The 19,094-nt window shown below is 72.3% G+C and carries 20 protein-coding genes and 1 riboswitch; of the genes, 12 read left to right on the forward strand and 8 right to left on the reverse strand.

Going from position 1 to position 19,094, the window contains the following annotated elements; translation table 11 throughout:
* Nucleotides 1–139: 139 nt before the first annotated feature.
* The gene (locus tag ACGF0D_RS13780; protein WP_392882574.1) at nt 140–715 is read right to left on the reverse strand and encodes a TerD family protein; all 576 of its coding nucleotides are present in this window, start codon (nt 713–715) and stop codon (nt 140–142) included.
* A 134-nt stretch (nt 716–849) separates the two neighbouring features.
* Complete coding sequence (locus tag ACGF0D_RS13785) at nt 850–1,347, reverse strand: hypothetical protein (RefSeq protein ID WP_392882572.1); 498 nt, start codon at nt 1,345–1,347, stop codon at nt 850–852.
* A gap of 135 nt (nt 1,348–1,482) precedes the next feature.
* Here ACGF0D_RS13785 and arfB point away from each other — a divergent pair, with 135 nt between their 5' ends.
* The gene (arfB, locus tag ACGF0D_RS13790) at nt 1,483–1,917 is read left to right on the forward strand and encodes an alternative ribosome rescue aminoacyl-tRNA hydrolase ArfB (RefSeq protein ID WP_392915771.1); all 435 of its coding nucleotides are present in this window, start codon (nt 1,483–1,485) and stop codon (nt 1,915–1,917) included.
* 45 nt (nt 1,918–1,962) lie between these two features.
* Here arfB and ACGF0D_RS13795 read toward each other — a convergent pair whose 3' ends face one another.
* On the reverse strand, nt 1,963–2,490 hold the full coding sequence (locus ACGF0D_RS13795) for a flavin reductase family protein (protein WP_392882567.1): 528 nt from the start codon (nt 2,488–2,490) through the stop codon (nt 1,963–1,965).
* Nucleotides 2,491–2,861: 371 nt separating this feature from the next.
* On the opposite strand from ACGF0D_RS13795, the gene ACGF0D_RS13800 reads away from it, so the two are divergent.
* Together ACGF0D_RS13800 and ACGF0D_RS13805 are read left to right on the forward strand one after the other, a co-directional pair.
* Nucleotides 2,862–4,649, forward strand: coding sequence for a diguanylate cyclase domain-containing protein (locus ACGF0D_RS13800; RefSeq protein WP_392915774.1), 1,788 nt, complete (start codon nt 2,862–2,864; stop codon nt 4,647–4,649).
* A 170-nt stretch (nt 4,650–4,819) separates the two neighbouring features.
* Nucleotides 4,820–5,818, forward strand: a complete 999-nt coding sequence (locus ACGF0D_RS13805) for a hypothetical protein (protein WP_392915777.1) — start codon at nt 4,820–4,822, stop codon at nt 5,816–5,818.
* A gap of 72 nt (nt 5,819–5,890) precedes the next feature.
* On the opposite strand, the gene nagA is transcribed toward ACGF0D_RS13805, so the two are convergent.
* Both nagA and ACGF0D_RS13815 read right to left on the reverse strand, forming a co-directional pair.
* Complete coding sequence (gene nagA, locus ACGF0D_RS13810) at nt 5,891–7,087, reverse strand: N-acetylglucosamine-6-phosphate deacetylase (protein WP_392915780.1); 1,197 nt, start codon at nt 7,085–7,087, stop codon at nt 5,891–5,893.
* Nucleotides 7,084–8,031 (reverse strand): ROK family protein, encoded by a 948-nt coding sequence (locus ACGF0D_RS13815; RefSeq protein WP_392882556.1) that lies wholly within the window; start codon nt 8,029–8,031, stop codon nt 7,084–7,086. Before ACGF0D_RS13815 ends, nagA begins: the two co-directional genes overlap by 4 nt.
* A 325-nt stretch (nt 8,032–8,356) precedes the next feature.
* Between ACGF0D_RS13815 and ACGF0D_RS13820 the strand changes: the two genes are divergently transcribed.
* Complete coding sequence (locus ACGF0D_RS13820; protein ID WP_392882553.1) at nt 8,357–9,637, forward strand: extracellular solute-binding protein; 1,281 nt, start codon at nt 8,357–8,359, stop codon at nt 9,635–9,637.
* Between the two features lie 49 nt (nt 9,638–9,686).
* Here ACGF0D_RS13820 and ACGF0D_RS13825 read toward each other — a convergent pair whose 3' ends face one another.
* Complete coding sequence (locus ACGF0D_RS13825) at nt 9,687–10,037, reverse strand: cupin domain-containing protein (RefSeq protein ID WP_392882550.1); 351 nt, start codon at nt 10,035–10,037, stop codon at nt 9,687–9,689.
* Nucleotides 10,038–10,139: 102 nt separating this feature from the next.
* On the opposite strand from ACGF0D_RS13825, the gene ACGF0D_RS13830 reads away from it, so the two are divergent.
* Both ACGF0D_RS13830 and otsB read left to right on the forward strand, forming a co-directional pair.
* The gene (locus tag ACGF0D_RS13830) at nt 10,140–10,367 is read left to right on the forward strand and encodes a DUF3263 domain-containing protein (RefSeq protein ID WP_392882548.1); all 228 of its coding nucleotides are present in this window, start codon (nt 10,140–10,142) and stop codon (nt 10,365–10,367) included.
* 107 nt (nt 10,368–10,474) lie between these two features.
* On the forward strand, nt 10,475–11,314 hold the full coding sequence (gene otsB / locus ACGF0D_RS13835; protein WP_392915783.1) for a trehalose-phosphatase: 840 nt from the start codon (nt 10,475–10,477) through the stop codon (nt 11,312–11,314).
* Here otsB and ACGF0D_RS13840 read toward each other — a convergent pair.
* A complete protein-coding gene (locus ACGF0D_RS13840; RefSeq protein ID WP_392882543.1) occupies nt 11,301–12,794 on the reverse strand; it encodes a trehalose-6-phosphate synthase in 1,494 nt (497 codons plus the stop codon). The genes otsB and ACGF0D_RS13840 overlap by 14 nt on opposite strands.
* Before the next feature lie 38 nt (nt 12,795–12,832).
* On the reverse strand, nt 12,833–13,870 hold the full coding sequence (locus ACGF0D_RS13845; protein ID WP_392882540.1) for a glucosyl-3-phosphoglycerate synthase: 1,038 nt from the start codon (nt 13,868–13,870) through the stop codon (nt 12,833–12,835).
* A 111-nt stretch (nt 13,871–13,981) separates the two neighbouring features.
* Nucleotides 13,982–14,116, forward strand: a riboswitch (SAM riboswitch).
* Between the two features lie 16 nt (nt 14,117–14,132).
* On the opposite strand from ACGF0D_RS13845, the gene thrC reads away from it, so the two are divergent.
* The 6 genes from thrC (at nt 14,133) to ACGF0D_RS13875 (ending at nt 19,066) form a co-directional block, all read left to right on the forward strand.
* Entirely contained in the window at nt 14,133–15,413 is a 1,281-nt protein-coding gene (gene thrC, locus ACGF0D_RS13850) for a threonine synthase (protein WP_392882538.1), read from the forward strand.
* Between the two features lie 26 nt (nt 15,414–15,439).
* Complete coding sequence (locus ACGF0D_RS13855) at nt 15,440–15,718, forward strand: MoaD/ThiS family protein (protein WP_392882536.1); 279 nt, start codon at nt 15,440–15,442, stop codon at nt 15,716–15,718.
* A 534-nt stretch (nt 15,719–16,252) separates the two neighbouring features.
* Nucleotides 16,253–16,456, forward strand: a complete 204-nt coding sequence (locus tag ACGF0D_RS13860) for a cold-shock protein (protein ID WP_030289665.1) — start codon at nt 16,253–16,255, stop codon at nt 16,454–16,456.
* 323 nt (nt 16,457–16,779) lie between these two features.
* Nucleotides 16,780–18,402, forward strand: coding sequence for a chaperonin GroEL (groL, locus tag ACGF0D_RS13865; RefSeq protein ID WP_316526858.1), 1,623 nt, complete (start codon nt 16,780–16,782; stop codon nt 18,400–18,402).
* A gap of 113 nt (nt 18,403–18,515) precedes the next feature.
* Nucleotides 18,516–18,872 (forward strand): hypothetical protein, encoded by a 357-nt coding sequence (locus ACGF0D_RS13870; protein ID WP_392915786.1) that lies wholly within the window; start codon nt 18,516–18,518, stop codon nt 18,870–18,872.
* Nucleotides 18,873–18,892: 20 nt separating this feature from the next.
* Nucleotides 18,893–19,066 carry a hypothetical protein gene (locus tag ACGF0D_RS13875; RefSeq protein WP_392915787.1) on the forward strand — a complete coding sequence of 58 codons (174 nt, stop codon included), beginning with the start codon at nt 18,893–18,895 and terminating at the stop codon, nt 19,064–19,066.
* Nucleotides 19,067–19,094: the final 28 nt, after the last annotated feature.

A 19,094-nucleotide genomic window follows, 5' to 3' on the forward strand; every position in this document is an offset into this window, starting at 1 on the left:
CCGCGCGCCCCCCCCCGCCCGCGCCCCGCCCGCCCGCCCGCCCGCCCGCCCCCCCCCCCCCCCCCCCCCCCCCCCCCCCGGCCCCCCCCCCCCCCCCCCCCCCCCCCCCCCCCCCGCCGCGGTGTTTTCCGCGGGTGCGTCAGATCTGGACGCCGAAGTCCTGGGCGATGCCCGCCAGGCCGGAGGCGTAGCCCTGGCCGACGGCGCGGAACTTCCACTCCGCGCCGTTGCGGTAGAGCTCGCCGAAGATCATCGCGGTCTCGGTGGCGGCGTCCTCGGAGAGGTCGTAGCGGGCGATCTCGGAGCCGCCGGCCGCGTTCACCACGCGGATGTAGGCGTTGCGGACCTGGCCGAAGTTCTGGCCGCGGGCGACGCCGTCGTAGATGGTGACCGGGAAGGTGATCTTGACGGCCTCGGCCGGCAGGCCGGCCAGGTTGACGTTGATCGACTCATCGTCGCCCGCACCCTCGCCGGTGCGGTTGTCACCGGTGTGCACGACGGTGTTGTCCGGCGTGCTGGTGTTGTTGAAGAAGACGAAGTGGGCGTTGGACAGCACCTTGCCGTCCGCGTTCAGGACGATCGCGCTGGCGTCGAGGTCGAACTCGGCGCCGGTCGTGGTGCGGACGTCCCAACCCAGGCCGACGGAGACCGCGGACAGGCCGGGGGCCTCCTTGGTCAGCGAGACGTTGCCACCCTTGGAGAGGCTCACTGGCATGACGATTGCAGTCCCTTCGTTGCTTTCGTTCGCTATTTCCCGGGACAACGCAATAGTCCGGGGGCTTGGTTCCGCAGAGCCCGTGAATTCTTCGTGGGCGCCAATCGGCTGGCAAAGCCCCGGCAAAGCCGGTGTCAGATCCGGCGGAACCGTCCCTGCAGCGTCCAGATGTTCGGGTTGTCGGCCAGATCGGGGTGCATGTCGAAGAGGTCGGCCAGGGTGTCCTGGAGGAAGTCCCGGGCCTCGCGCCGCAGTTCGCCGTGCCGGACGACCACCGGCGGTTCGTCCGGCAGCCAGGTGGCGGTGACCTCGACCCAGTTGAAGCGGCGGGCGAAGCGCAGCAGCTCGGTGTTCTGGGTGAAGTCGAGGTCGGCGGTCTGCACCCGGGCGGCCCGGACGCCGTCCGGGTCGCGGTCCAGCAGCTCGGCGATGTCGCACAGCGCCCACGCGAAGTCGAGCACCGGCACCCAGCCCCAGGCGGTGGACAGCTCCGAGCCCTCGTCGTCCAGGTAGACGTCGCCGCAGAACAGGTCGTACCGCAGGGCGTGCACGGACGCGGTGCGGTAGTCCGTCTGCGGGGGGTCGGGGAAACGGTTGGAGAGGGAGTAGCCGAGCTCGATCACGTACGCCATTGTCGGGGCTCCGGACGCCCGGGGGGAACCGGGGCCGGACGGGCGACGGGGCCCGCGGGCCGTGCCGCCCCGAGCCGGAGGGGCGGGGGCGAATAACGGCGTGACCGGGTGGGCCGCGCACGGGATGATGGACGCATGTCCGAGCCCATCCGCGTACGGGGGTCGGTGGTCGTCCCCGACGCCGAGCTCGTCTGGCGCTTCTCGCGTTCCTCAGGCCCCGGCGGCCAGCACGTCAACACCTCCGACTCCAAGGCCGAGCTGCGCTTCGACCTGGCGTCGACCAATGCGCTGCCCGAGGTCTGGCGCGAGCGCGCGCTGGAGCGGCTGGCCGGTCGGCTGGTGGACGGGCGGGTGCTGGTGGTCCAGGCCTCGGAGTTCCGCTCGCAGTGGCGCAACCGGGAGGCGGCCGCGGCCCGGCTGTCGGCGCTGCTGAGCGAGGCGTGCGCACCGCCGCCGAAGACCCGGCGGGCGACCAGGCCGAGCCGGGGGATGGTCGAGCGGCGGCTGTACAACAAGCGGCACCGCTCCGAGCTGAAGCAGGGCCGTCGGGCGCCGCGCGGCGGCGAGTAGACGCGCCCTGGGCGGGCGGACGGGCCGTGGCCGTGCGGACACGTCCTAGCCGAGGGTGCGGTAGCCGCCGCGGAAGTAGAGCAGCGGGCGGCCGCCGGGGTCGGGCACCACGGCCTCCAGGACGCGGCCGAGCAGCAAGGTGTGGTCCCCGGCCGGTATCCGCTGTTCGGTGCGGCACTCGACGGTGGCCAGCGCCCCGGTGATCAGCGGGGCGTCGGTGTGCGGGCCGCGGTGGTGCGGGGTGTCCGCGAACAGCAGCCGGTCGCTGAGCCGGCCCTTCATGGCGAACCGGGAGCCGAGCGTCTTCTGCCCCTCGGCCAGCACCGAGACCGCCCAGGTGTCCGCCCGGGAGAGCACGTCGTCCATCCGGGAGTCCTCGCGGACCGAGATCAGCACCAGCGGCGGCTCCAGCGACACCGAGAGGAAGGACGTGGCGGTCATGCCGACGTCCTCGCCGTCCTCCGGGTCGTGGACGGTCACCAGGCTCACGCCGGCGGCGAGCTGGGAGAGGGCAGCCCGGAACTCGTCGGGCGTGGCGTGGGGGGCAGCTTCGGGCTGCGGGGACGGGTACACGTACCGCACGGTAGTCGTCACCTGGGAGAAACGGCATCGGGCCTTGGTCGTAGGACCGGAGGTCAGGCCGAAGGGTTGCGCTCGGTGGCCGAACTCACCCGTAGGAGTGAAGCGGCCGGAGTGGCGGGCGCACTGGGCTTCAGCCCGCGGCCAATGCGGTCGACCACGAGAAATGTTCCGATGGCGCTTTATGTCCCGCTATGGGACAGATGAACTGATTAAGGGCGCATTAGTGTCGTGTGATTTAAGTCACAAGTGATGGCCTATTGCTGACCGAGCGTGCCGAGCGCTGTGCTCCCTGTGATTCAGTTCTTCTGGCAATCGGACGATAACCAATCAAGAACTATCCGAAGCAGCCGGGGAGCCCCCGCATGGAAGCCGAGTCGGAGCCGTACGTCCGTCTCGCGACCCTCCGCACCTTGCACCGGGTCGTGGCGGACCTCAACGCTGCCCGCAGCCTCGCTGGCACGCTCCAGGCCGTTGTCGAAGGCGCGGTACACGGGCTCGGCTTCGACGCCGCCGCGGTCAGCCTGGTCCGGCCGGACGGCGACCTGGTGGTGGCGGCCGTCTGGGAGCTGGAGGAGAGCCCGATGGGCGGCCCCTCCGTTCTGCTCGGCCAGGTCGGCTCCCGGGAGTCCTGGGACCGGCTGCTCGGCGTCAGCGACCACTGGGGCACCCTGCGCTTCCTGCCGTACGACCGCGGCTGGGCCGTCGCCAGCGACATCCCGCGCTGGATCGGGGACGGTCCGCTGCCGGTGTACGCCAACGACTGGCACCCCGCCGACGGGCTGCTCGCCCCGATGTACAGCGCCGGCGGCGACCTCCTCGGCGTCCTCTCGGTGGACCGGCCGCGCAGCGGCAAACGGCCCGGGGCGTGGACCCGCGAGGCGCTGGAGATGTTCTCGCTGCAGGCCTCCATCGCGATCGGCAACGCCCGGCTGCGGGCCGAGATGCAGCGCGCGCTGGCCCGCCTGGAGAAGGAGCAGCAGGCGCTGCGGGCCAGCGAGGAGAGCTTCCGCCAGGCGTTCGAGTACGCGCCCAGCGGGATGGCGATCACCGAGCTGCACGGTGCCGGGCGCGGCCAGCTGACCAGGGTCAACGACGCGCTCTGCCGGCTGCTCGGCCGACCCCGGGCGGTGCTGCGCCAGCAGAGTTTCGCCGACCTCGTGCACCCCGAGGACCGGGCGCTGCTGGAGCGCACCAGCGCCGAGAGCGGCCGCGCCGAGCTGCGGCTGTCCCGGCGGGACGGCGGCTACCAGTGGGTCTGCCTGCGCAACTCGATCGTCGCGGACGCGGCCGAGGGCCCGAGCTTCCTGCTCACCCACGTCGAGGACATCGAGGACCGCAAGCGGCACGAGTTCCAGCTCGCCCACCGGGCCAGCCACGACGCGCTCACCGGGCTGCCGAACGGCGCCGAGCTCAAGGCCAGGCTGGCCCGCCGGCTCTGCGCCCAGCCGCAGCCGGTCGGCGCCGCCGCCGGCCAGGTCGAGGTGGCCTACCCCCAGCCGTACGGCTACCCGGCCGACTCCTACGCCGTGCACAGGGAGTACGCCGGGGCGCAGGGCACGGACCCGTACGCCGGGGCGGTGCACGGCTACGGGATGTACGAGGGCGTGCCGGGCGGGATCGGCCCGGGCTACGGGGAGCACGTGCACGCGGTGGTCCCCGCCGAGTACGGGCCGGGCGGCGAGGCCTGGTCGGTGCCGTTCCGCTCCGGCGGCGCGGCGGCGGTGGAGAAGGGGCTCGCGGTGCTCTTCTGCGACCTGGACGGCTTCAAGTCGATCAACGACCGGTTCGGCCACAACGCGGGTGACGCGGTGCTGGTCGAGGTCGCCCAGCGGCTGAGCCAGGCCGTCCGGGACGGCGACACGGTGGCCCGGCTCGGCGGTGACGAGTTCGTGGTGCTGGCCGACGGGATCGGCCGCGAGGAGGCCAAGGACCTCGCCCACCGGCTGCGGGGCGCCATCATCCCGCCGATGCGGATCGACGGTCGGGCGATGCGGGTGGGGGTGAGCCTCGGGGTCGGCTGGGCCGGCTGCGGGATGAGCATCGAGGAGGTGCTGCACACCGCGGACGAGCGGATGTACGACGAGAAGCGGGCCCGGGGCGGGGCGGTGCGCGGGGCGCGCGGCGAGCGCTCGCACCGGCGCGCGGGCTGAGCGGGCGCCGAGCACCGCGGGTGCGGGCCCCGGTCGCGCCAGGTTACCCGTGAGTTGTCAAGGCGTCTTTTCCCGCTGTCACGTACGGCAGGTAGGGTTCCCGGTACGACAGCGTCCATGATCTGTGCCGCCCGCAGCCGGCGGCGCACCGGATGGGGGAGCAGACCACCGTGACGACCGCCGGCAGCAACGGAGTGCCCGAGGGCCAGGGGGGCGGTGCCCCGCAGGACGACGACCCGTTCGGCTACCTGTACCGCCCGGCCGACGGTTCCACCGGGCAGCCGGCCGAGCCGCAGCAGGGGGTCCCGCGCACGTCGTACAGCCGTCCGATGGAGGTCGGGCGCGCGCAGTACGGCTACCCGCCGCGGGCACAGCAGCAACAGCAGCAGCCGTACGGCCAGCAGGGCGGTCAGCCGCAGGGGTACTCGGGCGGCCAGCCGCAGGCCCCGTACGGCGGCCAGCCCGGCCAGCCGCAGCAGCCCGAGTACGGTGCCGTGCCCACCCAGCAGACCCGCTACGCGGAGCACTCCCGGCCGCAGCCGGGGGAGGAGCCCCGCAGCAGCGGCCGCAGCAAGGGCGCGGTGATCGGCGCGGTGGCCGTGGTCGCGGCGATAGCGATCGGGGCCGGCATAGCGCTCTCCACCGGGGACCCGGACGACAAGGGCGGCAAGGGCGGCGCCGCGACCGCCGCACCGCCGGCCCCCACCACCCCGGTTCCGACGGCCACGTCCGCGAGCGCCGCCCCGTCGGCGAGCGCCGCCGCGATCACCGGCCCGACGAACGTGGACGCCGGCCAGTTCCAGGCGCAGAACGCGCCGGTGGGCAACAGCGTCAAGGGCGCCAAGTCGGCCGACGGCAGCTACCTGACGCTGCAGCCGGGCGGCTCGGTGACCTGGACCGGCGAGATCGCCACGGCCGGGACGTACAAGCTGTCCGTGCACTACAACTACACGGGTGCCGATATCAAGGGCAGCGTCGTGGTGAACGGCAAGGACTGGCCGAGCGGGGTGACCTACAAGATCTACGGGGCGCCCCCCAAGGACCAGACCTCCGCCTGGTTCTCCACCTGGATACTCCCGCAGTTCCAGGCCGGGACGAACTCGGTGACCTTCACGGTGCCCTCCGGGCCGATCCTGATCGACCAGATCACCATCGAGCCGAGCGGCTGACGCCGCCCCGGACGCGACACGGCCGCCCGTCCCCTCCCGGGGGCGGGCGGCCGTCGTGTCGGCGGGCTCCGGTCAGTCGGCCTTCACGGGCCGGAACCGCTCGCCGCCGAGGACCCACCGGCCGCGGCGCATCACGGCGACCAGGTCGTAGCTCTCGGAGTCGACCACGACCAGGTCGGCGAGCTTGCCGGATTCCAGCGAGCCGATCGAGTCGCTCAGGCCGAGGAGGCGGGCCGGGGTGGCGGACAGCGACTCGACGGTCTGGTTCAGGCTCAGCCCGTTGACGGTGACCGAGCGCTTGAACGCCACGTCCAGGGTGAGGGTGGATCCGGCGATCGCGCCGCCCTCGACCAGCCGGGCCACGCCGTCCTTGACCTCGACCTGGAGCGGGCCGAGCGGGTAGAGGCCGTCGCCCATGCCGGCCGCGCCCATCGCGTCGGTGATCAGGGCGACCCGCTGCGCGCCGGCGGTGCCGTAGGCGAGGTCCAGCACGGAGGGGTGCAGGTGCACGCCGTCGTTGATCAGTTCGACGGTGACCCGCTCGTCCTCCAGCAGCGCCACGATCGGGCCGGGCGCGCGGTGGGCGATGCCGGGCATGGCGTTGAACAGGTGGGTGGCGACGGTGGCGCCGGCCTCGATCGCCTCCAGGGTGGTGGCGTAGTCGGAGTCGGTGTGGCCGACGGCGGCGATCACGCCGAGGTCGGCGAGCATCCGCACCGAGTCCAGGCCGCCGGGCAGTTCGGGGGCCAGGGTGACCATCCTGGCGTGGCCGCGGGCGGCGTCGACCAGCTTGCGCACCAGCGCCGGGTCGGGGTCCCGCAGCAGGTCGGGGCGGTGGGCGCCGCAGCGGCCCGGCGAGATGAACGGGCCCTCGAAGTGGATGCCGGCCAGGACGCCGTCCTCGACGAGTTCGGACAGGACGTGCGCCTGGCGCGCGACCTCGTCGATCTCGCCGGTGACGGTGGAGGCCACCGTGGTGGTGGTGCCGTGCTCCAGGTGGGTGCGGGCGGCCAGCAGCGCCTCCTCGGCGATGCCGGAGGTGTACGAGGCACCGCCGCCGCCGTGGACGTGCAGGTCGACGAAGCCGGGCACGACGGTGTACCCGGTCAGGTCGAGATCGCCGGGCTCGCTGTCGCCGCCACCCGCCCCACTCCCGACGGCGGCGATGCGCTCGCCGTCGACGGTGAGGCGGCCGCCCTCGACGACGCCGCCGGGCAGGACCAGTCGGGCGCCGGCCAGGGCAGTACGGTCACGGTCCGCGGTGGTCACGCGGTCACCTCCAAGGAGAGCAGATCCCAGGCGAGCAGGCCCGCGCCCAGGGATGCGGCGGTGTCTTTGAGCATGGCGGGCACGACCTTCGGGGGCATCTGGAAGGTCAGTCGCTCGGCGACCGCCGCGCGCAGCGGGGTGAAGAGCGTGTCGGCGGCCTCGGCCAGCCCACCGCCGACGATCACCGTCGACGGGTCGAGCAGGCTCTGGGCCAGGACGATGCCGTCCGCCAGGGCGTCGACGGCCCGCTGCCAGACCGCGACGGCGCGGTCGTTCCCGGCGTCCACCGCGGCGGCGCAGGATGCCGCGTCGGCGTCGGGGTCACCGCTGGCCTCGGCCCAGGCGCGGGAGACGGCGGAGGCGGAGGCCAGTGTCTCCAGGCAGCCGCGGGCGCCGCAGCCGCACAGCGGGCCGCCAGGGCGGACCACGACGTGGCCGATCTCGCCGCCGTAGCCGTGCGCGCCGGCCTCGATCCGGCCGTCGATGCCGATGGCGCCGGCGATGCCGGTGCCGAGGGCGATGAACAGGAAGCGGTCGACGCCCCGGCCGGCTCCGATCCGGCCCTCGGCCAGGCCGCCGGAGCGCACGTCGTGGCCGAGGGCCACCGGCATCGCGCCGCCCTGCGGCCCGGCCAGGCGCTCGCCGAGCAGCTTGCGCAGCGGGAGGTCGCGCCAGCCGAGGTTGGCGGAGTAGACCGCGATGCCGTTCTTCTCGTCGATCGTGCCCGGGACGGCGACGCCGGCCGCGAGCGGGGCGACGCCGAAGCGGCTGCGGCCCTCGTCCGCCAGGTCGGTGGCGAAGTCGAGGATGGCGGTGACGACGGCGTCGGTGCCGTGCTCCCGCCCGGTCGGTCGGCGTGCTTCGAACAGCACGGAGCCGTCCTGGGCGAGCAGCGCGGCCTTCATGCCGGTGCCGCCTACATCGAGTGCGATGACGTGCTTCACGGAGGACAGTTTCCCTTGGGCGGGTCGAAGAGGTCTAGTCCAGTTGTCGGATTGGTCTGGTCCATACTGGGTGAGCTTTGTCGCAGCTGCGGGGGTGTGCGGGGCTTTGCGGCGGGGCGCGGGGCCGGGAGCCGGGGTGGGTGCGGACCGGGGTGCGCGGGGGTTTTGTTGCGCATTGTGCAATGACTCGGAGCACTTCGATAACTACTCGGGCGGGCCCGGTCGGTGGTGTGGACCGGCGGTCGGCGGGTTTGGCAGTGTGGCGCGTCCCCTGCCGGAATCCCCCGTTCCGGCCGAATTCATCCCCCCGAAGGCGGTACCCGCGTTGAACAGGCGCGTCCACGTTCCCACCCGTGTGCTCGGCGGTGTGCTGGCCGGAACACTGGTCCTCACCGCGGCCAGTGCCTGCGCCGGGCAGGACGGCGGGCCCGTCACCCTCAAGCTGGTCGCGGCCGACTACGGGGAGAGCCCCGAGACCAACTCCCAGCGCTACTGGGACGCGGTCGCCAGGGACTTCGAGGCGGCCAACCCCGGGATCAAGGTCAGCGTCGAGGTGGACAGCTGGACCGAGATCGGCAAGAAGGTCGAGGACATGATCGCGGCCGGCAAGTCGCCGGACCTGCTGCAGACCGGCGGCTTCGCCGACCAGGTGGCGGCGGAGCGGCTCTACCCGGCGTCCGACGTGCTCTCGGTGGAGACCCAGGCCAGGTTCCTGGAGACCTTCGCGCACGCCGGACAGGTGCTCGGGACGCAGTACGGGATCCCGTTCGTCTCCTCGTCGCGGGTGCTCTTCTACAACAAGGCGATGTTCCGGCAGGCCGGGATCGCCCAGCCGCCGGCCACCTGGAACGAGCTGCGGCAGGACGCGGAGAAGATCAAGGCCAAGGTGCCGGGGGTGACCCCGTACGGGCTGCCGCTGGGACCGGAGGAGGCGCCGGCCGAGTCGATGCTGTGGACGCTGAGCGGCGGCGGCAGCATCTCCGACGACGTCGGCAACTACACCATCGACAGCGCCCAGAACCAGGCGACCTTCAGCTGGCTGAAGAGCAACCTGGTGGCCACCGGGCTGACGTACCCGGACCCCGGCAAGATGAACCGCACCCCGGTGTTCCAGGACTTCGCCGCGGGGAAGGTGGCGATGCTGAACGGGCATCCGACGCTGCTGCGGATGGCGACCGCCGGGAAGGTCGAGTTCGGGACGGCGCCGATCCCGAAGCGGGACGGGCTCGGGCGCACGGGGAGCCTCGGGGTCGCGGACTGGATGATGGCGTTCAAGGCGAACGGGCACAAGAACGAGATCAAGAAGTTCCTGTCGTTCGTCTACGACAAGGACAACCAGCTGAAGTTCGACGAGCAGTACAACCTCCTGCCGGTCACCCAGGACGCGTTCGCGCAGATGTCGACGGACCCGAAGCACGAGGACCTCAAGCAGTTCGCGGTCGGGCTGACCAACGCGAGCTTCTACCCGTTCGGGGACCCGGCCTGGGGCGAGGTCAGCGACCGGATCAAGGCGGGGATCGGGCAGGCGGTGACGGGGGATCCGAAGCAGGTGCTCGGGGGGCTGCAGGACGCGGCGGTGAAGGAGGCGGCGGCGGTCCGCAAGTAGGGGGCCGGGGCCGGGCCGGGGGACCGGCCCCGGCGGGGTCGTCCGGCTCCTACGGGAGCGTGATGGCGTAGGCCTTGCGGAGGGTCTCGTGGACCGTCCAGGTGGTGCGGTCGCCCTCGCGCAGGACCGCGCAGTCGCCGGGGCCGACCTCCAGCGTCGGGCCGCCCTCGATCTCGATGGTGGCCCGGCCGCTGAGCACCACGAACATCTCGTCGGCCTCGACGTCGGTGACCACGCCGGGGGTGATCTGCCAGAGGCCGCGCAGGTGGCGGCCGTCGGCGGACTCGGACAGCACCCTGCCGGTGACCTCGGGGGTGCCGGAGACGATCTGGGAGGGGTCCAGCGGGTCGGGGTCGAGGTCGGCGGTCGGGATGTGCAGGGCGAAGCTGGGCGTGGTCATGGGGGTGACGTTAGTGCGGCCGGGGGGACGGTGGGGCGAGCAGTGTGTGTCGGGGTCGCGCGGGAGAATGACACTCCGTAGTGGCGGGCGGAGGTGTGCGCGGTGGGCGAGCTGAGTGAGCGGGAACGGGCGGTGCTGGCGCTGGAGGGGCGGCAGTGGCGTACGGCGGGGGCCAAGGAGCGGGCGATCCGGGAGGAGCTGGGGCTCTCCTCCACGCGGTACTACCAGGTGCTGAACGCTCTGCTGGACCGGGAGGAGGCGCTGGCGCACGCGCCGGTGTTGGTGAATCGACTGCGGCGGGTGCGGGAGGCTCGGCGGGGGGCCCGCTGATCGGCTCGGTGATCGACGGGGGCTCTCGGGAGGGTGGGGGGGGGCTTCCGCGCGCGCCCGCGGGCCGGGGGAGTGCGGAGCGGGGTGCTCGGGGGTAGGGCTCCGGTATGGGCTTTGAAGAGATGTTCGTGCCGGCGACCGGGGCTGGACGGGACGGGGTGCGGGCCGTCCTGGCGGCGCCCGGGGACGCCGTGATCGGGTTGGACTTCGACGGGACGTTGGCGCCGATCGTGGCGGATCCGGAGCGGGCGCGGGCGCATCCCGGGGTGGTGGGGGCGTTGCGGCGGCTGGCTCCGGTGGTGGGTGGCGTGGTGGTGGTGACGGGGCGGCCGGCCGGGGTGGCGGTGGAGTACGGGGGGTTCGCGGGGCTGCCGGGGGTGGTGGTGCTGGGGCACTACGGGGCCGAGCGGTGGGAGGACGGGGAACTGTCGGCGCCGGAGGCGCATCCGGGGGTGGCGCGGGTGCGGGAGGAGTTGCCGGGGGTGCTGGAGCGGGTGGGGGCGCCCGGGGGGACGTGGGTGGAGGACAAGGGGCGGGCGGTGGCCGTGCACACCCGGCGGACGGCGGCGCCGCAGGAGGCGTTGGAGCTGTTGCGGGCGCCGGTGGGGGAGTTGGCGGCCGAGCACGGGCTGGTGGTGGAGCCCGGGCGGCTGGTGCTGGAGCTGCGGCCGCCGGGGGTGGACAAGGGGGCGGCGCTGACCGGCTTCCTGCGCGAGCGGGGCGCCCGTTCGGTGCTCTACGCGGGGGACGACCTGGGGGACGTGGCGGCCTTCGCCGCGGTGGAGAAGCTGCGCGGCGAGGGTGTCGCGGGGGTGCTGGTGTGCGCCGGCGCGGTGGGGGACGCGCCGGTGCGGGAGCTGGCCGACCGGGCGGACCTGGTGGTCGCCGGGCCGGAGGGTGTGGTGGAACTGCTGGGGGCTTTGGGGGACGCGCTCACAGCGCGTTGAGCTGGTCCAGGAACCACTGCTGCGGGGGGAGTGCGGTGGCCGCCGCCGCCAGGCGCTTGGTGCGGTCGGCGCGCTCCTCCGGGCTCATGGTGAGGCCGGCGTGGAGGGCGTCGGCGGTGGCGATGACGTCGTAGGGGTTGACGGTGAGGGCGTCGTCCTTGAGTTCGGCGTGGGCGCCGGCCTCGCGGGAGAGGACGAGGGCGCAGCCGTGGTCGGAGACCACGGGGACCTCCTTGGCGACCAGGTTCATGCCGTCGCGGATGGGGTTGACCAGGGCGACGTCGGCGAGGCGGTAGGCGGCGAGGGAGCGCGGGAAGTCGTCGTCGACGTGCAGGATCAGCGGTTGCCAGGTGGGGGTGGCGAACTCCGAGTTGACGGCAACGGCGAGGTCCTGGACCTGTGCCGTGTAGTCGCGGTACTCGGCGAGGTCGGTCCGGGACGGGTAGGCGAAGGCGATGTGCACCACCCGGTCGTGCCACTGCGGGCGGGTGCGGAGCAGGTGCCGGTAGGCCAGCAGGCCGCGGACGATGTTCTTGCTCAGCTCGGTGCGGTCGACCCGGACGATGGTGCGGCGGTCGCCGACGGCCGCGCGGAGGGCGGCGAGGCGTTCGTCGACGTCGGGGCGGTGGGCGCGCTCGCGCAGGAAGTCGGCGTCGGCGCCGAGGGCGTGCACGCCGAGGCGGGTGGTCCGCCGAGTGGGGGTCCCCCCGGTGGTGCGGCCGTCGAGCGTGACGGAGAGCGCGTCGTGGTCGACGGTGGCGCCGAGGAGGTCCTCGCAGCAGGCGGCGAAGGCGCGGGCCCAGCGTTCGGTGAGGAAGCCGGCCCGGTCGGCGCCCAGGATGCCGGTGAGGACGGCCCGGGCGACGTCGTCGGGCAGCAGCCGGTAGTACTCGGGCGGGGCCCAGGGGGTGTGCGAGAAGTGGCCGATCCGCAGGTCGGGGCGGGCCTCCCGGAGCAGGGCCGGGACCAGGGAGAGGTGGTAGTCCTGGACGAGCACCGCGGCGTTCGGGGCGGCTTCGGCGGCCAGGGCTTCGGCGAAGGCCTCGTTGTAGGCCTGGTAGGCGGCCCACTCGGTGCGGAAGCCGGCGTCGAAGGCGGGGGCGGTGGGGGTCGCGTAGAGCAGGTGGTGGACGAACCAGAGGGTGGAGTTGGCGACGCCGTTGTAGGCGCGGGCGAAGGTCTGCGGGTCGAGGTCCAGCATCCGTACGGCCTGGCCGCCGACCTCGTGGCCGGCCAGGTCGAGGCGGCCGTGGGGGGCCTCGGCGGCGGCTCTGCGGTCGGAGTCGTTGAGGGCGGCGCAGACCCAGACGGCGTTCGGGTCCTCGATCGCGGAGAGGCCGGAGACCAGGCCGCCGCCGCCCCGCCGCAGGGTCAGCGTGCCGTCGTCGGCGGTGCTGAATGACACCGGTCCCCGGTTGGAGGCCACCAGGACGGGGGCGGTGCCGGTCGCGTTCGAACGGTTGGTCGTGAGATCGCCCATGGTTGGCATCTTGCCGGGGGCTCGGCGTGGCAAACCCGTCAATGACGGGTGGCGTATTCCGGCACGGTGTGCATCGGGGGGCGTTCCAGGGCGGTCACCGGGTGGGTGTGCGCGGTGAAGGCGCGGGTTTCCGGGTCGCGGGTGAACTGGGTGAGGTGGGGGTGGACGAGGTCGGCCGAGGCCTTGAGGCGGTGGGTGCGGTCGAGGCGTTCCAGGGCGGTCCGGTAGATGGTGGCGGCCATCCGGCCGAGGGCCTGGCCGTCCTGGTGGCGGTGGTGCCGGACGCCGACGTCCACCTGGGCCAGGGCGTCGAGGCCGGCCACTTCCAGGGCGTCGACCAGCAGGCCGAGTTCGACGCCGTAGCCGGTGGGGAAGGGCAGCCGTTCGAGCAGTGAGCGGCGGGCCGCGTACTCGCCGCCGAGGGGCTGGACGAAGCCGGCGAGTTCCGGCCAGTGGAGGTTGAGCAGGGGGCGGGCGACGAGTTCGGTGACCCGGCCGCCGCCGGCGGGCAGGACGGCGCCGTCCGACTCCAGCGGGCGGTCGTACATGGCCTTGACCAGCTGGATGGACTCGTCGGTGAGCAGCGGGCCGACGATGCCGGAGACGAAGGTCGGGTCGAACTCGCGCAGGTCGGCGTCGACGAAGCAGACGATGTCGCCGTGGGTGACCAGCAGGGAGCGCCAGAGCACCTCGCCCTTGCCCGGGACGGCGGGCAGCCGGGGGAGGATCCGGTCGCGGTGTTCCACCCGGGCGCCGGCCTCGGCGGCGACGGCGGCGGTGGCGTCGGTGGAGCCGGAGTCGACGACGACGAGTTCGTCGACGAGCGGGAGGCGTTCCATCAGCTCGCGGCGGACGGTGCGGACGATGTCGCCGACGGTGGCCTCCTCGTCCAGGGCGGGGAGGACCACGCTGACGGTGCGGCCGGTGCGTTCCTTGGCGTCGAGGAGGGTGCGGACCGGCCGGTCGGCCGCGCTCCAGGAGCGGCGGCGGAGCCAGGACGCCACCTGCGGGAGGAGCTCGGGAGTCGGTTCGGCGGGCACGGAGGTCTCCTCGGCGGGGTCGGTGGAATCTGTCATCTCGCGTGGCGGACGGTCCCGTTCAGGATTGGCGCCTTCGGATACAGTCTTCGTACAGCGGTCGGACCTTTGCACGCCGGGGTCGCCGTTGAGCAGCACCACAATTTCACAAGCTCATCCAGAGGGACTGAGGGAACGGCCCGTTGACGTCCCGGCAACCTTCTCGCGCGGCTGTCGTCGACAGGCCCCGGCGGGACAGGTGCCAATTCCGGCCCGTGCGCGACCGCGTCACGGGGAAGATGAGGAGAGAGGCCTCGCCATCATGGCTATCGACACTGCCGCACCCGTTTCCGTCGACCTCGGCCCCGCCACCGCGCTGTCCTGTCGCGAGTGCGGCACCCGCTTCCCGCTCGGCCCCAGCTTCGCCTGCCTGGAGTGCTTCGGCCCGCTGGAGATCGCCTACGAGTTCGGCAGCGAGGGCGCCGAGGAGCTGCGCAAGCGGATCGAGGCCGGTCCGGCGTCCATCTGGCGGTACGCGCCGCTGCTGCCCGTTCCGGCGGACGTGGCCTCGAAGCCGAACCTGAACCCGGGGTGGACCCCGCTGGTGAAGGCGGACAACCTGGGCCGGGAGCTCGGGTTCACCGCCCAACTGCACGTCAAGGACGACTCCGGGAACCCGACGCACTCCTTCAAGGACCGGGTGGTCGCGTGCGCGATCGAGGCGGCCCGGGCGTTCGGCTACACCACGCTGTCCTGCTCCTCCACCGGCAACCTGGCCGGCGCGGTGGGTGCGGCGGCGGCCCGGGCCGGGTTCCGGTCCTGCGTGTTCATCCCGCACGACCTGGAGCAGGGCAAGGTCGTCATGGCCGGGGTGTACGGCGGTGAGCTGGTCGGCATCGAGGGCAACTACGACGACGTGAACCGCTTCTGTTCGGAGCTGATCGGCGATCCGGCCGGCGAGGGCTGGGGCTTCGTCAACGTGAACCTGCGGCCGTACTACGGCGAGGGCTCCAAGACGCTGGCGTACGAGATCTGCGAGCAGCTCGGCTGGCGGCTGCCGGAGCAGATCGTGATCCCGATCGCCTCGGGCTCGCAGCTGACGAAGATCGACAAGGGTCTCCAGGAGCTGATCAGGCTGGGCCTGGTCGAGGACCGGCCGTACCGGATCTTCGGTGCCCAGGCCGAGGGCTGCTCGCCGGTGTCGGCCGCGTTCAAGGCCGGCCGGGACGTGATCAAGCCGGTCAAGCCGGACACCATCGCCAAGTCGCTGGCGATCGGCAACCCGGCCGACGGCCCGTACGTGCTGGACATCGCCCGCCGCACCGGTGGCGCGGTGGAGGACGTCACGGACGCCGAGGTCGTGGCGGCGATCCGGCTGCTGGCGCGGACCGAGGGCATCTTCGCCGAGACCGCGGGCGGGGTGACCGTCGGCGTGCTGAAGAAGCTGGTCGAGACCGGGCAGCTGGACCCGTCGAAGGAGACCGTCGCGATCAACACCGGCGACGGCCTGAAGACCCTGGACGCCGTCTCCGACGCCGGGATGACCGCCGTCATCCGCCCGACGCTGGACTCGTTCCGCGCCGCCGGCCTCGTGTCCGCCTGAACCACCCGCCCCCGCAAGGAGAATTCATGAGCGCCAACGTCCGCATCCCCACCATCCTGCGCACCTACACCTCCGGCGCCGCCGAGGTGACCGCCGAGGGCGCCACCCTGGCCGAGGTCGTCGCCGACCTGGAGAAGAACCACGCGGGCATCTCGGCCCGCATCCTGGACGACACGGGCAAGCTGCGCCGCTTCGTGAACGTGTACGTGAACGACGACGACGTGCGCTTCGCCGAGGGCCTGGCGACCGAGATCGGGGACGGCGCCAGCATCTCGATCATCCCGGCGGTGGCCGGCGGCTGCTGAGCCCGCAAGAGAACCCGCGGTCGCCCGCGCGTACGGAATTCCGCTGTCCGTATGCGCGGGCGACCGCTCGCATTCCTGCGGGAATATTTCCGGGTCGAGTCGGAGTAGAGTGTCGCTCGGCTGGGAACAGGGTTTCCCTTTCGGCCCCGCAGTGCTCGGCCCGGGGCGTCCGGCCGATGGGACCGGCCCGTGAAACCTGTCAGGCGGATGTCAGAATTACCGCAGGCATTTGGGTAATTCGTCCGCTATGTCCGGCGTTAAATGCCGAGAACATCCCGATTCGGTCCGTCCTGTCCCTTGACGCCGTGCCGGAATTACCGGTGGTTGGCCCTGTTGCAGAGGGCGTCGGTCCGGATACATTCAGCGGCGGTCGACGCAATCACCCGCTCACCGGAAGCCGCCTGGCGTCCTGTGCGGAGGGTTGCGGCGTGCACGGCTGCGCCCAGGGGGGGTTCCCCGGGCCGGCCTTCAACCAACCCGGGCCCGCGACCTGCGGGCGCGTGAAGGGCCAGCACAGCACTAGGGGAGTTCGGAATGGCTCAGGGCACCGTCAAGTGGTTCAACGCGGAGAAGGGCTACGGCTTCATCGCGGTCGACGGTGGTGCGGACGTCTTCGTCCACTACAGCGCGATCCAGATGGACGGCTACCGCACCCTCGAGGAGGGCCAGCGGGTCGAGTTCGAGATCTCCCAGGGACAGAAGGGCCCGCAGGCGGACATGGTCCGCGCGGCGGTCTGACCCCTTCCGACCCCAGGAGCTCGGCGCGGCCCCACGGCTGGTGACCTCTCGCTTCTCGACGGGCCCGTGCGACGTGTGTCGCACGGGCCCGTCGGCGTTCCCGGGCGGCTCCCGCGGCGGCTCGCTGATTGCCGATTGGGCTTGCACTCGACCACCCGGAGTGCTAATCATTGGCGTTAGCACTCACAGTGTGAGAGTGACAGCGGACCGGGTCGGTGAGGCCCCCGGGAGCGGTAGGGGAATGGACCTCCGCGCACCAGGGCCGTCCGTCGCGGGCACCCCTTGGTCCGAGCAGTCGACCGTGTCCCGGAGGACCACTTCTGATGGCCAAGATCATCGCCTTTGATGAGGAAGCTCGCCGCGGCCTTGAGCGTGGCATGAACCAGCTCGCCGACGCAGTGAAGGTCACGCTCGGCCCCAAGGGTCGCAACGTCGTGCTGGAGAAGAAGTGGGGCGCCCCCACGATCACCAACGACGGTGTCTCCATCGCCAAGGAGATCGAGCTCGAGGACCCGTACGAGAAGATCGGTGCGGAGCTCGTCAAGGAGGTCGCCAAGAAGACGGACGACGTCGCGGGTGACGGCACCACCACCGCCACCGTGCTCGCCCAGGCCCTGGTTCGCGAGGGTCTGCGCAACGTCGCCGCCGGCGCCAACCCGATGGCCCTGAAGCGCGGCATCGAGAAGGCCGTCGCGGCCGTCTCCGACCAGCTGCTGGCCCAGGCCAAGGACGTGGAGACCAAGGAGCAGATCGCCTCCACCGCCTCCATCTCCGCCGCCGACACCCAGATCGGCGAGCTGATCGCCGAGGCCATGGACAAGGTCGGCAAGGAAGGCGTCATCACCGTCGAGGAGAGCAACACCTTCGGCCTGGAGCTCGAGCTCACCGAGGGCATGCGCTTCGACAAGGGTTACATCTCCGCCTACTTCGCCACCGACCTGGAGCGCATGGAGGCGACCTTCGAGGACCCGTACATCCTCATCGCCAACTCCAAGATCGGCTCGGTCAAGGACCTGCTCCCGCTGCTGGAGAAGGTCATGCAGAGCGGCAAGCCGCTGGTCATCATCGCCGAGGACGTCGAGGGCGAGGCCCTGTCGACCCTGGTCGTGAACAAGATCCGTGGCACCTTCAAGTCCGTCGCCGTCAAGGCCCCGGGCTTCGGTGACCGCCGCAAGGCCATGCTCGGCGACATCGCCATCCTCACCGGTGGCACCGTCATCTCCGAGGAGGTCGGCCTGAAGCTGGAGAGCGCCGGCATCGACCTGCTGGGCACCGCCCGCAAGGTGGTCATCACCAAGGACGAGACCACCATCGTCGACGGTGGCGGCGACAGCGAGCAGGTCGCGGGCCGCGTGAACCAGATCCGCGCCGAGATCGAGAACAGCGACTCGGACTACGACCGCGAGAAGCTCCAGGAGCGCCTCGCCAAGCTGGCCGGCGGCGTGGCCGTCATCAAGGCCGGCGCGGCCACCGAGGTGGAGCTCAAGGAGCGCAAGCACCGCATCGAGGACGCCGTCCGCAACGCCAAGGCCGCCGTCGAGGAGGGCATCGTCGCCGGTGGTGGCGTCGCCCTGCTGCAGGCCGGTGTCGCCTTCGACAAGCTGGAGCTGGACGGCGACGAGGCCACCGGTGCCAACATCGTCAAGGTCGCGCTGGAGGCCCCGATCAAGCAGATCGCGACCAACGCCGGCCTGGAGGGTGGCGTCGTGGTGGAGAAGGTGCGCAACCTCCCCGCCGGTCACGGCCTGAACGCCGCCACCAACGAGTACGTCGACCTGGTCGCCGAGGGCATCATCGACCCGGCCAAGGTCACCCGCTCCGCGTTGCAGAACGCCGCCTCCATCGCGGCGCTGTTCCTCACCACCGAGGCCGTCATCGCCGACAAGCCGGAGAAGGCCGCCGCGGCCGCCGGCGGCGGCATGCCGGGCGGTGACATGGACTTCTGATCCTGATCGCTTCGATCGGATCGGCTGGTTCCCCGTCCGTGTGGGCGGCTCCCTTCGGGGGGCCGCCCACGCGGCGTTTCGGCGTTCGGGGGAGTTGAGGAGAGGATGGACGGATGGCTGCTGACGACATCGAGACCGCCCTGCACAACGCGCGGGCACTGATCCTGGCCGACCTCACCGCGCGGGACGTGGTGGACGCCGCCGTCGTCTCGCTGGTGGAGCAGGCCGTGACGCACCGCCGCTGGTGGCTGGAGCAGTGGCCCGACGGCACCGACTACGTGCTCGGACTGGTCGCCCAGGACGTCCAGGACGCGCTGCTGGAGGCGTACGGCCGCTGGCCGCTGTGCACCGACTGCGCGGCCGACGGGGATCCGCACGCGCTGAGCGTGGAGCCCGAGTTGGGGCCGGAGCCGCACTGGGTGTGCGGCAAGCGGGGCGCGGTGGTGGCTCCGGTGGGGGAGCTTTCCTGACGGGTGGGTACGGTGCCCGCATGGGGCGCTGGGTGTGGGGTGTGGTCGGCGGGTGCTGCGGGCTCGGGTTGTGGTGGGGCCTGGTGGAGGTGACGGTGGCCGACCAGGACGTGTGGTGGGCCGTGACAGGGCGCGTTCCCGCCGTGCTGGCGGGGATGGCCGCCGCGGACCGGGTGATCGCGCGGCGGGGCTGACGGGCGGTCGGGCGGGTTGACGGGCGCG

The organism is Kitasatospora sp. NPDC048298, assembly GCF_043201465.1.
Taxonomy (GTDB): Bacteria; Actinomycetota; Actinomycetes; order Streptomycetales; family Streptomycetaceae; genus Kitasatospora.

Bases quoted from the DNA above. Each gene is read 5' to 3' on its own strand.
- arfB (WP_392915771.1), top strand. From the start codon at position 1,483: ATGTCCGAGCCCATCCGCGTACGGGGGTCGGTGGTCGTCCCCGACGCC.
- ACGF0D_RS13840 (WP_392882543.1), bottom strand. From the start codon at position 12,794: ATGGGCGATCTCACGACCAACCGTTCGAACGCGACCGGCACCGCCCCC.
- groL (WP_316526858.1), top strand. From the start codon at position 16,780: ATGGCCAAGATCATCGCCTTTGATGAGGAAGCTCGCCGCGGCCTTGAG.
- ACGF0D_RS13870 (WP_392915786.1), top strand. From the start codon at position 18,516: ATGGCTGCTGACGACATCGAGACCGCCCTGCACAACGCGCGGGCACTG.
- ACGF0D_RS13860 (WP_030289665.1), top strand. From the start codon at position 16,253: ATGGCTCAGGGCACCGTCAAGTGGTTCAACGCGGAGAAGGGCTACGGC.
- ACGF0D_RS13800 (WP_392915774.1), top strand. From the start codon at position 2,862: ATGGAAGCCGAGTCGGAGCCGTACGTCCGTCTCGCGACCCTCCGCACC.
- ACGF0D_RS13780 (WP_392882574.1), bottom strand. From the start codon at position 715: ATGCCAGTGAGCCTCTCCAAGGGTGGCAACGTCTCGCTGACCAAGGAG.
- ACGF0D_RS13785 (WP_392882572.1), bottom strand. From the start codon at position 1,347: ATGGCGTACGTGATCGAGCTCGGCTACTCCCTCTCCAACCGTTTCCCC.
- ACGF0D_RS13855 (WP_392882536.1), top strand. From the start codon at position 15,440: ATGAGCGCCAACGTCCGCATCCCCACCATCCTGCGCACCTACACCTCC.
- ACGF0D_RS13875 (WP_392915787.1), top strand. From the start codon at position 18,893: ATGGGGCGCTGGGTGTGGGGTGTGGTCGGCGGGTGCTGCGGGCTCGGG.
- ACGF0D_RS13845 (WP_392882540.1), bottom strand. From the start codon at position 13,870: ATGACAGATTCCACCGACCCCGCCGAGGAGACCTCCGTGCCCGCCGAA.
- thrC (WP_392882538.1), top strand. From the start codon at position 14,133: ATGGCTATCGACACTGCCGCACCCGTTTCCGTCGACCTCGGCCCCGCC.
- otsB (WP_392915783.1), top strand. From the start codon at position 10,475: ATGGGCTTTGAAGAGATGTTCGTGCCGGCGACCGGGGCTGGACGGGAC.
- ACGF0D_RS13825 (WP_392882550.1), bottom strand. From the start codon at position 10,037: ATGACCACGCCCAGCTTCGCCCTGCACATCCCGACCGCCGACCTCGAC.